This is a genomic window from Iodobacter fluviatilis, assembly GCF_900451195.1.
Lineage (GTDB): Bacteria > Pseudomonadota > Gammaproteobacteria > Burkholderiales > Chitinibacteraceae > Iodobacter > Iodobacter fluviatilis.
This window is the reverse complement of record NZ_UGHR01000001.1, coordinates 919,403-933,369: the sequence shown is the minus strand read 5'-3', so window position 1 is coordinate 933,369 and position 13,967 is coordinate 919,403. Positions and strand designations below refer to the sequence as shown.

The 13,967-nt window shown below is 47.2% G+C and carries 11 protein-coding genes; 5 read left to right on the top strand and 6 right to left on the bottom strand.

The window, feature by feature from the left end; all coding sequences use genetic code 11:
- Positions 1 to 246 precede the first annotated feature (246 nt).
- On the top strand, positions 247 to 1,608 hold the full coding sequence (locus DYD62_RS04140) for an IS4 family transposase (RefSeq protein ID WP_207916853.1): 1,362 nt from the start codon (positions 247 to 249) through the stop codon (positions 1,606 to 1,608).
- A gap of 50 nt (positions 1,609 to 1,658) precedes the next feature.
- On the opposite strand, the gene DYD62_RS04135 is transcribed toward DYD62_RS04140, so the two are convergent.
- The 3 genes from DYD62_RS04135 to DYD62_RS23905 all read right to left on the bottom strand — a co-directional run bounded on the left by DYD62_RS04135 (position 1,659) and on the right by DYD62_RS23905 (position 5,287).
- Positions 1,659 to 2,840, bottom strand: a complete 1,182-nt coding sequence (locus DYD62_RS04135) for an acetyl-CoA C-acetyltransferase (RefSeq protein ID WP_115228194.1) — start codon at positions 2,838 to 2,840, stop codon at positions 1,659 to 1,661.
- A 167-nt stretch (positions 2,841 to 3,007) separates the two neighbouring features.
- Complete coding sequence (locus tag DYD62_RS04130) at positions 3,008 to 4,729, bottom strand: PHA/PHB synthase family protein (RefSeq protein ID WP_115226198.1); 1,722 nt, start codon at positions 4,727 to 4,729, stop codon at positions 3,008 to 3,010.
- Between the two features lie 237 nt (positions 4,730 to 4,966).
- Positions 4,967 to 5,287, bottom strand: coding sequence for a hypothetical protein (locus DYD62_RS23905; protein WP_233702869.1), 321 nt, complete (start codon positions 5,285 to 5,287; stop codon positions 4,967 to 4,969).
- Between DYD62_RS23905 and DYD62_RS04125 the strand changes: the two genes are divergently transcribed.
- Positions 5,232 to 6,059 carry a serine hydrolase gene (locus DYD62_RS04125; RefSeq protein ID WP_267896124.1) on the top strand — a complete coding sequence of 276 codons (828 nt, stop codon included), beginning with the start codon at positions 5,232 to 5,234 and terminating at the stop codon, positions 6,057 to 6,059. The genes DYD62_RS23905 and DYD62_RS04125 overlap by 56 nt on opposite strands.
- Positions 6,060 to 6,117: 58 nt before the next feature.
- Here the strand turns inward: DYD62_RS04125 and apbC are convergent, their stop codons facing one another.
- From apbC to DYD62_RS04110, 3 genes are all read right to left on the bottom strand, one after another.
- A complete protein-coding gene (gene apbC / locus DYD62_RS04120) occupies positions 6,118 to 7,203 on the bottom strand; it encodes an iron-sulfur cluster carrier protein ApbC (RefSeq protein ID WP_115226196.1) in 1,086 nt (361 codons plus the stop codon).
- Positions 7,204 to 7,395: 192 nt separating this feature from the next.
- Positions 7,396 to 7,680 carry a PsiF family protein gene (locus tag DYD62_RS04115; protein WP_099398658.1) on the bottom strand — a complete coding sequence of 95 codons (285 nt, stop codon included), beginning with the start codon at positions 7,678 to 7,680 and terminating at the stop codon, positions 7,396 to 7,398.
- 30 nt (positions 7,681 to 7,710) lie between these two features.
- Positions 7,711 to 9,909, bottom strand: coding sequence for a patatin-like phospholipase family protein (locus DYD62_RS04110; protein WP_165928741.1), 2,199 nt, complete (start codon positions 9,907 to 9,909; stop codon positions 7,711 to 7,713).
- Between the two features lie 54 nt (positions 9,910 to 9,963).
- Here DYD62_RS04110 and DYD62_RS04105 point away from each other — a divergent pair, with 54 nt between their 5' ends.
- The 3 genes from DYD62_RS04105 to DYD62_RS04095 all read left to right on the top strand — a co-directional run bounded on the left by DYD62_RS04105 (position 9,964) and on the right by DYD62_RS04095 (position 13,950).
- The gene (locus DYD62_RS04105; protein ID WP_115226194.1) at positions 9,964 to 10,638 is read left to right on the top strand and encodes a glycerophosphodiester phosphodiesterase; all 675 of its coding nucleotides are present in this window, start codon (positions 9,964 to 9,966) and stop codon (positions 10,636 to 10,638) included.
- A gap of 45 nt (positions 10,639 to 10,683) precedes the next feature.
- Complete coding sequence (locus tag DYD62_RS04100) at positions 10,684 to 11,454, top strand: substrate-binding periplasmic protein (protein WP_115226193.1); 771 nt, start codon at positions 10,684 to 10,686, stop codon at positions 11,452 to 11,454.
- Between the two features lie 171 nt (positions 11,455 to 11,625).
- Positions 11,626 to 13,950: a Tex family protein gene (locus tag DYD62_RS04095; RefSeq protein WP_115226192.1), complete on the top strand. Its 2,325-nt coding sequence runs from the start codon at positions 11,626 to 11,628 to the stop codon at positions 13,948 to 13,950.
- The last annotated feature ends 17 nt before the right edge of the window (positions 13,951 to 13,967 follow it).

Sequence of the window (13,967 nt, the reverse complement as noted above, 5' to 3'; positions counted from 1 at the left end):
TCCTTTTAAATAAAGTAACCTTGTATTTACATCATCAGATGATATTCACTTATTTATAGACAATATCTTTGCTGGCAGCACATCTTTAGAAAAAATGCTGTTTTCTTTACTGCAATTTCAAAACTTTAAAATGATTGAATCAAGATACACGATTTATTTTTTCTGCTCATTATGTAAATCCCTAAGAAAAAAGCCCCCGGTATATCGGTAATGCCGTTCACTTAAGCCAAGTGAGCGGCATTTTTTATGCTTATCATTACGCCCTTTTGTTTAAATTTGCATTTGTTTATGCCCAGCCATCGTGTTCGCTCCCCTGAAGATTTTGACCCCGCCATCCTCGCTCGCGGCATTAACCCCAACTGGCTCAACGATGCGCTCACTGCAACCGGAACGGCCAGCGTGCGACGCCGCAAAATGCCTGCTGAACGCGTAGTCTGGCTCGTGATTGCCATGGCCTTGTTTCGTCGCCAATCCATGCCCGAGGTGGTCGCTCATTTGAATTTGATTTTGCCTGATGAGATCAATCCAGACATCTCCGCCAGTAGTCTGACCCAAGCTCGGCAACGCTTAGGTGAAGAACCCTTAGCGCTCTTATTCGGCTTGTGTGCTGCGGCTTGGGATGAGCGCCATCAACGCGGACAGAGTTGGCGTGGCTTGAGTCGATACGCCGTCGATGGCACGACGCTACGTGCCGCAGACTCACCAGAAAATCGCGCTCATTTTGGTGCACAAAGTTACGCCTCAGGCGTGGTATCGAGCTATCCGCAGGTGCGCGCAGTGACGCTCACGGCGCTGGCAACGCACTTAGTACGAGAGGCCGTCTTCGGTGAGTACGGCAAAAATGAGATGCGCTACGCGCATGACATCATCGAACAAATTCCAGATAACTCATTGACCCTATTCGACAAAGGCTTTTTAAGTGCCGAGATTTTGCTGCCCTTGCAACAGCTAGGTCGGCAGCGGCATTGGTTGATTCCGGCCAAAAGCAATACCCAGTGGGAGCGCCTGAGTAATGATCCTCACGATTATCGGGTGCGAATGAAAGTCTCACCGCAAGCCAGAGCCAAGCGAGCTGATTTGCCAGAGTATTGGGAAGCTCGTGCGATTGAAGCGATCACTCGACAAGGACAAAAGCGTATCTTATTAACGTCGTTGCTTGAGGCAGAAAAGTACCCTGCGAGTGAAATTGCGGCTCAATACAGCGAGCGGTGGCGCATAGAAACGAGTTATCGAGAAATCAAGCAGGCGATGTTGGGCGACGAAATTACTTTGCGCAGCGGCACGCCAGAACGGGTACGACAAGAGATTTGGGGAGCACTGATTGCGTATAATTTGGTGCGCTTGGAGATGGCTGAAATCGCAAAAGAAGCGGGCGCTGCGGCGACGGATTTGAGCTTCAAGATGGCGCTGCGCTACTTACTGTGTGAGTGGAGTTGGTTGGCGTTGAATAGCCCAGGTACGTTACCGAAAAAGCTGTTAAATCAGCGTAATCGGGTTGGAGATTTACTACTTGCAGGACGAAGACGGGGGCGAGAATGCCCCCGTGTAGTCAAAGCCCAGCCGAAGCGCTATCCGACACGAAAAATCTTGAAAACAGACCTTAAGTGAACGGCATTACCGGTATATCGGAGGCTTTTTTTGGGGAGGATTAAAAAAAATTAAACCCGCTCTACTGCCAGTGCAACACCCATACCACCACCAATGCATAATGTGGCAAGGCCTTTTTTAGCATCACGACGTTGCATTTCATGCAATAGCGTCACCAGAATACGGCAACCCGATGCACCAATTGGATGGCCCAAAGCAATTGCACCACCATTCACGTTTACTTTATTTAAATCCCATTTCAATTCACGGCCTACACCAATGGCCTGTGCAGCAAAAGCTTCATTGCCTTCGATCAAATCAAGATCATCAATATTCCAGCCCAAACGCGCTAATACACGTTGTGTGGCAGGCACCGGGCCCATGCCCATAATGGTTGGATCCACGCCAGCAGAAGCTGCAGCGCGAATGGTAGCCAGCGGGGTTAAGCCCAGCTCTTTTGCTTTAGCCGCGCTCATCAGCATCACGGCAGCAGCGCCATCGTTAATCCCTGATGCATTGCCTGCGGTTACGGTGCCTTCTTTATCAAAAGCGGCGCGCAATTTAGCCAGCGATTCTGCTGTAGTGGCGGGTTTGATAAATTCATCCTTATCAAACACAATTGGATCGCCTTTCTTTTGCGGAATCACCACTGGGAAAATTTCTTCTGCAAAACGGCCAGATTCCTGCGCTGCAGCGGCTTTCATTTGTGAGGACAAAGCCAAAGCATCTTGCTCTTCACGTGTAATGCCATATTTTTTGGCGATGTTTTCGGCGGTCACGCCCATATGGTAGTTGTTATAGGCATCGGTTAAACCGTCATACACCATGGTATCGACCAGCGCAGTATTGCCCATGCGAAAGCCATCACGGCTGCCTGGCAGAATATGCGCCGAAGCAGACATGTTTTCCTGACCACCTGCAATCACAATCTCGCTTTCACCAGATAGAATGGCCTGCACGCCTAAAGCCACTGCTTTTAAGCCTGAACCACACACCTGATTAATGGTTAAAGCGGGGATTGCATCAGGTAGCCCTGCACGGCGCAGCGCCTGACGCGCCGGGTTTTGGCCTAGGCCCGCAGTCAGCACATTACCTAAAATCACTTCGCTGATTTGGTCTGCTGCTACGCCGGTCTTAGCCAGCAGGCCACGAATTACTGTCGCACCTAATTCTGCAGCCGGCACTTTAGCCAGCCCGCCACCAAAATTGCCCAGAGCAGTACGACCAGCAGCAACAATCACGATCTCAGTCATGCGGTATTTCCCTTTTAAAAGGCTGTTTTGGGCATTGACCCAACAGCTGATTAAGCAATGCATTTATCAGCAGAATTAATCTGCCATCATTTACAGCGTAATAATCGCTTATTACTCTCTTATTCTTTCAGCAAAAAGAAAAAGACAAAGTGGCACGACTTATTTCATTAATCTAAGCGCTCTTTTACATAGCGGCCCGGAGCGGGTTCTATCGGCTTGAAGGCCGCATTTCCATGCGTTTTGGGCGCGGCGATTTGTTCGCCAGAAAATGGAATCAGCCATTGGCTCCAATCCTGCCACCAGCTGCCGGGGCGGGATTCCGCACCATTCAGCCATGCTTCCGAATCGCCTGATAAATCTTCATTCACCCAGTAATTACGCTTATTGGCTTTTACCGGATTAATCGCACCCGCGATATGGCCGGAAGCCCCAAGTACATAGCGCAGCGGGCCTTTGAAAATACGCGTACTTAAATATGCAGATTGCCAAGGCACAATATGATCTTCCCGCGCAGCAAAGATATATGTCGGCGTTGTAATGGTGGTTAAATCAATCGGCACACCGCAAAGGCTGAATGAATTGGGTTTAATGAGGTTATTTTCTAGGTACATATTTCTTAAAAAGAAAGTATGCATAGGCAAGGCCAGATTGGCCGAGTCATTATTCCAGTAGAGTAAATCAAACGGTGCAGGCGTTTTACCCTTCAGATAATTATTGACTACATAATTCCAGATCAAATCATTTGAGCGTAAAGCAGAGAATGTTCGTGATAGCTCTTTACCCCCAATCACGCCCCCTTCACTTAACAGGGCCTCACGCTTACGAATCAGATTCCAGTCAATAAAGTGCTTAATATCGCCCGGCTCGGTGTGATCAATCATGACAGTCATTAAAGTAACCGATTCAATCCAATCCAAGCCACGCGCTTGCATCACCGGCATGGCGGTAGAAACCAATTCACCACCAATGCAGAAAGACAAGACATTGATTTTTTCTGCCTTGCCAATTTGACGCACCACATCGCAAGCAGTAATCACGCCATTTTCAACGTAATCATCCCACTCAAGATGGCCCATTTCAGGCGTCACGGATTTCCATGAAACCAAGAACGTTTTAAAACCTTGGCTGACGGCATACGCGACAAGGGAATTATCAGGCTGCAGATCCATGATGTAGTACTTGTTTACACATGGCGGCACAATCAGGAGTGGTCGGGAATAAACTTTGGCGGTAGAAGGCGTGTATTGCAGTAATTGGAAGAGCTCATTTTCAAAGACGACTTGTCCAGGGCTGATCCCCAGATTTTTGCCGACCTCAAACTGAGATTCATCCGTCATGGTGATCGTGCCTTTCTGCATATCCGCCATTAACTTCTTCATGCCTTCCTGCAAGCTTTCCCCTTTACTTTCCAAAGCCAGCTTCATTACTTCAGGATTTGTAAAAGCAAAATTTGCCGGGCTCATCGCATCGACATACTGGCGAGTAAAAAAGCTCATTTTCTCGCGAGCGGCATCATCTGTATGCGCTTGCTCAACCATTTGCAAGAGCCAGCGGGAAGTCACCAGATAATTCTGTTTGATGTAATCAAACAGCGGTTGCTCCCATTCCGGCGCATTGAAACGGCGGTCGCCTTTTTCCGGAACGGCTACAGGTGCTTTTTCTTTGGCACCAATCAGCCCCAGCCATAAATCAAGCTGCTGTTTATAGAAATCGCTGTGTTGTGCGAGAAAAGGATTACTTTGCGTCAGACCGGTCATCATCTGCTGCATAGGTGCCAGATCGGCAGCTGGCTCACCTGGCTGTGAAAGGTTAACCCAGCTTTGCAACAGTTTCTGGTTGGTCTCAGTAAGCTGCTGGAAGAATTCATCCATCGATTTGTTATTAAACATCGGTTTTCTCCGAAAGCAACTCGAAAGGAACACCATTCTAGCAAGTTATTGCTGCACCGCAACAACTAACTCGTGCCAGTAAAACAAAAACGTGAAAAATTATTCTAATCCCATTTCTAGCAAATCGTACCGTACTATTTGATTTAACATGACATTTTAAAAATCATTGCGTAAAATAAGAGCACAATTATGAAGGATGACGATGCCATTTTCCGGCCATCCCTAGCCTCGGAGTCACTATCTCATGCTGTACCGCATTTTTTCCTGCTGCACCCTTGTTGCAGCGCTGGGCCTGACGGCGCCAGCCTTTGCGGCGGCACATACTGACCATAAATCGGTCACAAAATCGTCAGCAAAAAAATCTACAACCCAAACAACAAAAAATACTTCAAAAGCTAAAACAACAAAAACCAGCAAAGCATCTAAAAAATCGAATACCAAAACATCAAATAAATCCGCAAGTGTTGCAAAACAAGGCAATAAGCATGTTACAAGCCGTGCGATTGCCAATGCCCGCAAAGATGTTTCGATTTCTCGCGCTTTAGCTTTATCAACCACACTGGATAATCCGGGAGTGCAATCGGCAGGTGTCTTGGTGCTCAATGAGCAAAATGGCGAAATCATGTATGAGAAAAACGCCGATTCGCTCACCCCCATTGCATCCATTACCAAATTAATGACGGCTATGGTGACGCTTGATGCGCAATTGCCGTTGAATGAATTACTCACTATCAGCCAGGCTGATGTGGATACATTAAAAAACACCAGCTCGCGTCTTACCGTGGGTACAACACTCACGCGCGGTGAATTGCTGCTTTTAGCGCTGATGGCCTCTGAAAACCGGGCTGCCTCTGCATTAGCCCGCACCTTTCCCGCTGGCCAAGCCGTATTTATTCGCAAAATGAATGAAAAAGCGCTGTCCTTAGGGATGAAAAACAGCCGATTTTATGATTCAACAGGCTTAACACCTAATAATGTTTCCACCCCACGTGAATTGGCTTTAATGGTCAAAGCCGCACACCGCTATCCAGAAATACATGATTTCACGACCAGCAGCGAATATAGCTTTATCTCTAATCAATCAGGCAGGAATATGGCGTTTCACAACACCAACCCGCTGGTTAAAGAAGTCGATTGGAATATTGGTGTATCAAAAACCGGCTTTATTAATGAAGCAGGACGCTGCTTGGTGATGCAAGCCACCATTAATGGCACACCGGTAGTGATTGTATTGCTCGATTCAAATGGCAAATACACCCGTATCGGCGATGCACAACGAGTTCGCAAATGGATTGAAACCACATCGCTGAGTAAATCACGCGCAGGCTGATATTCAGAGCATTAAAAAGCCCGAATTAATTCGGGCTTTTTAGTGGCTGATTGCAAAATTAGGTATTTTTCTGAATCACAATCTTAGGAAACTTGCTGGAGAAATCCTGTGATTTAGCCGCAATTTTAACGGCTGTTTTACGGGCAATGGCCTTATAAAGCTCAGCAACTTTGCCATCAGGATCGGCCACCACCGAAGGCTTTCCGGCATCCGCATTCAGGCGGATCGATAAATCGAGCGGCAATTGGCCCAGTAATTCAATCCCATAATCAGCGCCCATTCTGGCCCCGCCGCCCTCGCCGAAAATAGGCTCTGCATGGCCGCAATGACTGCAAATATGCACGCTCATATTTTCTACTAGGCCCAGAATAGGTACGCCCACTTTTTCAAACATTTTAATACCCTTGCGCGCGTCCAGCAGGGCAATATCTTGTGGCGTAGTCACGATCACCGCGCCGGTTACCGGCACTTTTTGGCTTAAAGTCAGCTGAATATCACCCGTGCCAGGTGGCAAATCAATAACTAGATAATCTAAATCACCCCAAAGTGTTTCATTCAATAATTGTGTTAATGCCTGTGTCACCATCGGGCCGCGCCAAACCATGGGCTGCTCGGTATCAATTAAAAATCCGATCGACATGGTTTTAATGCCGTGGTTTTCAATCGGCAAAATATATTTGTTTTCTACGGCTTCGGGTTTTTGATCGGCCACGCCCATCATGGTGGGCTGAGACGGGCCATAGATGTCGGCATCCAGCAAGCCCACACTTGCGCCTTCTGCCGCCAAAGCCAACGCCAGATTCACTGCCGTTGTCGATTTACCCACACCGCCTTTGCCACTTGCCACAGCAATAATATTTTTAATGCCTTTTTGCAGCGGCAGGCCGCGCTGTGCAGAATGAGCAACAATATGGCTGGAAACTTTCAGCTGAACCGAATTCACGCCTTCCACAGCCTTTAATGCCTGTTCAATTTGCGCTGAAATTGCAGCAAACTGGCTTTTAGCCGGATAGCCAAGCTCAACTTCAAGGCTCGCCACACCCTGAGCAAATTTTAAATTTTTAATACATTTAGCAGAAACATAATCACGGCCGGTATTGAGATCAATAACAGAGCTAAGGGCTGCAAGTAAGAGGTCGGGCATGGCAGATGTTCCAGTGGTCTTACGAAAGAGACGGTCAAGAAAGGTCATAATCAACTTGGGGCAATAAATTTAAATGTACCAGAGGGGCGACTTACAAGGCAGGCGGAACATCAAACCTTGCTTAATCAGAAACATGGGGATGATCAGAGGCATTTCAAGCCGCCTGAATACCGGTTCAGGCGGCCATCTGGCTTACTTCTTCAGGCAGTTGCTCATAAACGCTTTGCGCTCATCGCCCTTCTTGCCTGTCGCATCTTTATTACACTGCTTCATTTTATCCTGCTGTGTCATTGCAGGGGCTGAAGCAGGAGCTGCTTTCAGGCAAGTACTCATAAACGCTTTACGCGCATCGCCTTTTAAAGACTGAGCACCGGCATCTTTATTACATGAGGCCATTTTCTCCTGCTGAGGCCCGGCGTAGGACGTTGCAGCAAAAGCCAGTAGCAATACACCACCAAGCAGACTCTGTTTTAACATAACCCTCTCCTGAAAAAAGTGTTTTACTGATTAAAATTGATTACCCAGCATCAAATAGTAACGCAATTTTTTATTATCGCCGTAAGCCGCGCCTAAATAAAACGGTCCCAAATAAGTATCGGCAGCCCAAAACCCCGTCACAGAGGTATGCCAGCCTTCCTGTGCCTCATCCAGCACATTAAACATCCGGCCCGTCTCGATGGCAGCGCCTAAATAACTGCCACCTACGCTTAAGCCCAATAATGAGACAGGAGAATAAAGCTGCGCTTTTGCATAAATTGAGTTTTCACCCAATAACTCATTTTTACGATAACTAGACAGATTTAAAAACCCACCTAAAGACTGAAAATCAGGCAAGAATGGCGCATCTTTGTAGCTATAATTCCCCTGCACTGCCAGATTCCCTTTTACCCCATAAAAATTAAACGCGTGCTCGGCTTCTACGCCAATCCGCCCATATTTACTAAAATCCCCCTGCCCTTTTAATGCGTAATAAGCATTGATATTGACCAGATCCCCCTTGCTAGGGAAATAAAGGTGATCCAACTGATCGTAATTGATTTTCAGATTAACGCCATAATCCCCATCCGTTCTGTCTGAAGCAATAACAGCACCAATTTGCTTAGCCGCATCAAAATGCTGATAAGAAACACCTAATCTCACCTCACCAAAGCGAGTCAGGCTGGAGCCAAGATCAAGCCCGAAACGGGATTGTGCATAGCGATATTGAGCAAGGTTTTCTCCACCCAGCCAAATTGAAACAGGGCTAGATTTATAACTGAATGAAGGCGCAATAAAGGCATAACCATCCAGCTGTAATGGCTGATAAAACTCTGTCTGGAAAGCCATTGTGTCGCCAACCCGAAGAGAAGACTTCCACTCTGCCCCCAGAGAATTAATCCAGGTTCGCTTATACATTGCGGTTAATGCATAAGGATTATTGCCTTCAAAATCGGTACCCATACCCATACCAAATGAAAGGTAATTAGGTCCCCAATCTTTTTCCCTTGGCACCAGCGTTAATTGCTGTGCTCCATCATGATCTGTCAGCTCATAATCCAGCTGAGAAAAATCACCCCGTGCATATACTTCAGCCAGTCGTTTATGAAAATCATCGCTGTTTAATTTCTGGCCAATTTGCACATCAAGCGCTTCTTTTAGCACATCCGGATTCACATTGCGCATCGGCACCACATCCACCATTTGCACGGGCTGAGGCTCGAGCTTGTGCGCTAATTTATTTTTTTTCCATGCTGCATAATCTGCTTCTGATAAGGAATACTTGCTGAGCTGATATAAGCTCAGCGTTGCAGCTTCCTCTCCCTTCGCAATAAATTCTTGGCCCTTTTTAAAATCTGCCGAGCTTAAAGAACCTAAATTAGGCGTAATTAAAACATCTGTCGGTTTTAAGCTTTCTAATTGTGGCTTCACATTTTGCGCCACCATTAAACGGGTATATTGATCTGCCGTACTTAAAATACTATTAATCTGATCCCGGTTTAAAGGCTGCGCCCCCACATCCACAGCAATCACCACATCGGCGCACATAGAGCGGGCCACATCTACCGGCACATTCCTGGCAAGGCCGCCATCAACTAATAAACGCGAATCCCGCGCTACGGCCGGAAACAAGCCAGGTACAGCCATACTGGCACGCATTGCGGTCACAATATCGCCATCTTTCAGCACAACCATTTCGCCTGTCTCAATATCGGTAGCAACCGCCCGATAGGGAATACTCAGCGAATCAAACGAGGCAATAGTCCCGCCAAAAGTCATTTCACGTAAAAACAAAGCAATTTTTTGAGTACTGATTGCTGCTGAAGGCAAAGCCACTTCGCCGCTATCACGCATGCCCAGCTCAATCCCCACCAGATTAAGCTTATCATCCTGTTTTTTTCTGACTGCACTCAATTGGCGTGGCAAGCTTGAGCTGAGTAAATCATCCCAATTCACGTCAACGGCCCTACTGGCTAATTCTTGCGGTGTGCGCCCTGCTGCATAGGCCCCGCCCACCAAGGAGCCGATACTGGTCCCCACCACGCAATCAACAGGCACACGGGCTTCTTCCAAGACTTTCAGCACACCAATATGGGCTAAACCCCGTGCACCGCCCCCGCCCAGCACCAACCCGATCCGGGGGCGTTCGGCTGAAAATGCCTGCAAGGAAACACAACCCAGTAATATGATAAATGCAGATTTACTCAGAAAACTTCTGGCACGAAGCATGCATCGCATCCTAAAATTAAAATATTCATTTTCTTCAAGAGTGTAACCGATTCTATGTTGCGACTTGCACATCGCGGTTTACACCGCACAGCCCCAGAAAACACGCTTGCAGCTTTTGCTCTGAGCTTAACGGCCGGCTTTGCTGGAATAGAAACAGATGTACGCTTATCTGCAGATGGAGAAGCCGTTTTATACCATGATCGCAATGCGCCCGATGGTACGGCCGTAGCCACATTAAGCCGCAGCGAATTATCCCATTTATCCGGTTATATCGTCCCGACTTTATCTGAAGCACTCGACGCTTTTCCTGATGCCTATTGGAATATCGAAATCAAAACGCCCTCTGTTTTACCTGAATGTCTGGCTATTTTGAACAACTATATCCATCACAGACAACTTCTCATCAGCTCGTTTCACCATGAAGTTGCACTCCATATTGAAAAAGAGCTTCATTTAGATTGTGCTTTTTTAATTGCACACCGCCCGGCACAATTAAACGAATTTCTATTGTCAGCTATGCCACACCCACACCTACGCACCCTCATATGGGATTATGAGGTGCTTGATTTGGATTTGCTCAATCAAAGCTATGCGCAGGGCTTTAATAATTTTGTCTATGGTGCTCAGACAGAAAAAGAGCATCTTATTTGCAACGCCTTTCCCCTGCAGGGCGTGATTACTGATTATCCGGAATTCGTTGGCCTGACACCGGGGTTTGCACGCCAGTAGCTTTAGTCATTAAAAATGATAAAAATCACCTGAAAAGGTAAGAAAATGAAGCTCAATTTATTATGTCGTACAATTGCATTCAGCCTGATGCTGGTGCCCCTCAGCTATGCCAGCGACCCGATTAAAATTCGCCTTTCCAATCAGGAATGGGCCCCTTATATGGGCAAAGATTTAGCTGAGTTTGGTATTCTATCCAAACTGGTTTTCGAAGCCTTCGCCCGTGAAAATGTGCAGGTCAGTTACGAATTTTACCCCAATAACCGCACACTTGAAGTGGCCAGAAAAGGTATTCTAGATGGCAGCTTTGGCTGGGCTATTTCGGCAGAAAGGCAAAAAGATTTACTCTATACCGACCCGGTACTATCAGCCAATATGGTTTTTTTTGAAAGAATTAATGATAAGAAACCATGGAAAAAATTAAGTGATTTAAAAAACAACCGGATTGGCGTCACACTGGGAAATTACTACTCAGATGAATTTGCACTTTTAGAAAAGCAAAAAATTTTAAATACAGACCGGGCAGCCGATGATTTAACAGGTTTCAGAAAGCTGATTGCAGGCCATATTGATTTGTTTCCTATTGATGTTGAAGTGGGCCAGTATTTATTGCAGCAAAATTTTCCGCCAGAAAAACGCGTTCAAATCACTTGGCAAAAACAATCTTTCTGGCTGGCACCAATGCATGTAGTCATCTGGAATAAACATCCGCGTGGTAAAGAATTAATTGCCCGATTTAATAGTGGTTTAAAAAAGCTAAAAGCAAGTGGTGATTTTCAAAAGATTGTGGATGAAACACGCAATAAAATTAATCAATAAGAGCATTTGTTTAATAAACAGACCAAAAACAAATACCATTTACATCATGGTGTAAAAGCTGCCGGGGGCAGCGGCGCTGAATGGCCGAGATGTAAAAATGCAGCTTAGCCCGCCACGCTTACAATAAAAGCCGTAAAATGCAGCTCTCCCCGCTTTTGTAGAATCTGCCCCATGCTGCCTTCAATTCATCAACGTATTGCCACCGAAATCGCCTGCCGCGAAGCACAAGTGATTGCGGCTGTCAGCCTGCTGGACGATGGTGCCACCGTGCCATTTATTTCCCGTTACCGCAAAGAAGTCACTGGCGGGCTGGATGATACTCAGCTGCGAAATCTGGAAGTGCGCCTTGACTATTTACGTGAATTGGAAGAACGCAGAATTGCCATCATTAATAACATCACCGAGCAAGGCAAGCTAAGCCCTGAATTAAAAATACAATTGCTCAGCGCAGATAATAAACAGCGCCTCGAAGACCTTTACCTGCCTTTTAAACAAAAACGCCGCACCAAGGCGCAAATAGCCAGAGAAGCGGGCCTTGCGCCCCTGGCAGAGCAACTGCTTGCCAATCCGCAGCTCAACCCTGAACAAGCCGCTAGCGCATTTATCAATGCAAATGCAGATATTAAAGACAGCAAAACTGCACTAGATGGTGCGCGCGCAATTTTAATTGAAACTTTTAGTGAAGACGCGGAGCTGATCGCCCGGCTGCGCAGCTTTTTGCAAGGCAATGCCAGCAGCAAAACATCGGTGATCGCAGGCAAAGAAGCTGAGGGCGCTAAATTTGCGGATTATTTTGATTACCACGAAAAAATCTCAGCCATGCCTTCGCATCGTATTCTGGCTATTTTGCGCGGCAGAAACGAAGGCATTCTGAATCTTTCTATCCTCCTACCCGAAGAATTAGCCGCCAGCCTTGCAAATGAAAAGGCCCGCGGCAGCACGCCAAATGTGTGTGAAATGCGTATCGCAGAGCGTTTTGGCATCAAAAACCAAGACAGACCTGCAGATAAATGGCTGATCGATACAGTCAGACAATGCTGGCGTACCAAGATCTTTTTAAGCCTAGAATCCGAGCTTTTAAGTCAGCTGAGAGAACAGGCAGATATAGAGGCCATTAAAGTATTCGCCAGCAATATGAAAGATCTGCTGCTGGCCGCCCCCGCAGGCCCTAAGGTCACCATCGGCCTTGATCCGGGCCTGCGTACCGGCGTAAAAGTAGCCGTGGTTGATCGCACTGGCAAGCTGCTAGACACCGCCACTATTTATCCGCATGAGCCACGCAAAGCGTGGAATGAATCGCTGGCCACCCTAGCCGCGCTGGCAAAAAAACATGGGGCAGAGCTGATCTCTATCGGCAATGGCACCGCCAGCCGTGAAACCGATAAGTTGGCCATCGAGCTGATTAAGCTGATGCCGGAGCTTGCCATGCAAAAGCTGGTGGTCTCTGAAGCAGGCGCATCGGTTTATTCTGCCTCTGAGTTTGCCGCCAAAGAATTCCCTGAGCTGGATGTCAGCCTGCGCGGTGCGGTATCCATCGCCCGCCGCTTGCAAGATCCGCTGGCAGAGCTGGTTAAAATCGAGCCCAAAGCGATTGGCGTGGGCCAGTATCAGCACGATGTAAACCAAAATGAGCTGGCACGGATGCTCGATACCGTGATCGAAGACTGCGTAAATGCAGTGGGTGTGGATGTGAATTCGGCATCAGTGCCGCTCTTAAGCCGTGTATCGGGCCTGAGCGCCACCATGGCGGCAAATATTGTGGCCTACCGCGATCAGCACGGGGCTTTTGCTGAGCGTAAAGCACTACTGAAAGTGCCTCGCATCGGTGATAAAAGCTTCGAGCTGGCAGCCGGGTTCTTACGCGTGATGGCGGGAAAAAACCCGCTGGATGCTTCTGCCGTCCACCCAGAAGCCTATCCACTGGTAGAAAAAATCATCGCTAAAGTGGGCAAAAATATTGGCCAGATTATTGGCGATAGCAAGCTGCTCAAAAACCTGAATCCCGCCGAATTAGCCGACGCGCAATTTGGTGTGCCCACAATTAAAGATATTCTGACCGAGCTGGAAAAACCCGGCCGTGATCCCCGTCCGGAATTTAAAACCGCGAGTTTTCTTGAAGGCATTGAAAAAATTTCCGATTTAAAACTGGATATGGTGCTGGAAGGCGTTGTGACCAATGTGACCAACTTTGGCGCATTTATTGATATCGGCGTACATCAGGATGGCCTAGTGCATATTTCAGCGCTCTCCAGCCGCTTTATTAAAGATCCGCGGGAAGTGGTTAAAACCGGAGATGTGGTCAAAGTAAAAGTGGTAGAAGTTGATGTCGCCAGAAAGCGTATTGCGCTAACCATGCGCTTAAGCGACAGCGCCGCACCAAGTAGTGAACCGATGAAGCAAAGTATGACCGCTAGGGATAGAAAAATAGTTGAACGACCACCGGAAGCACAGGGTGCAATGGCTGCTGCACTGGCAGCTTTAAAAGCCAAACGCTAAAAAAAGACAAAAAAAAG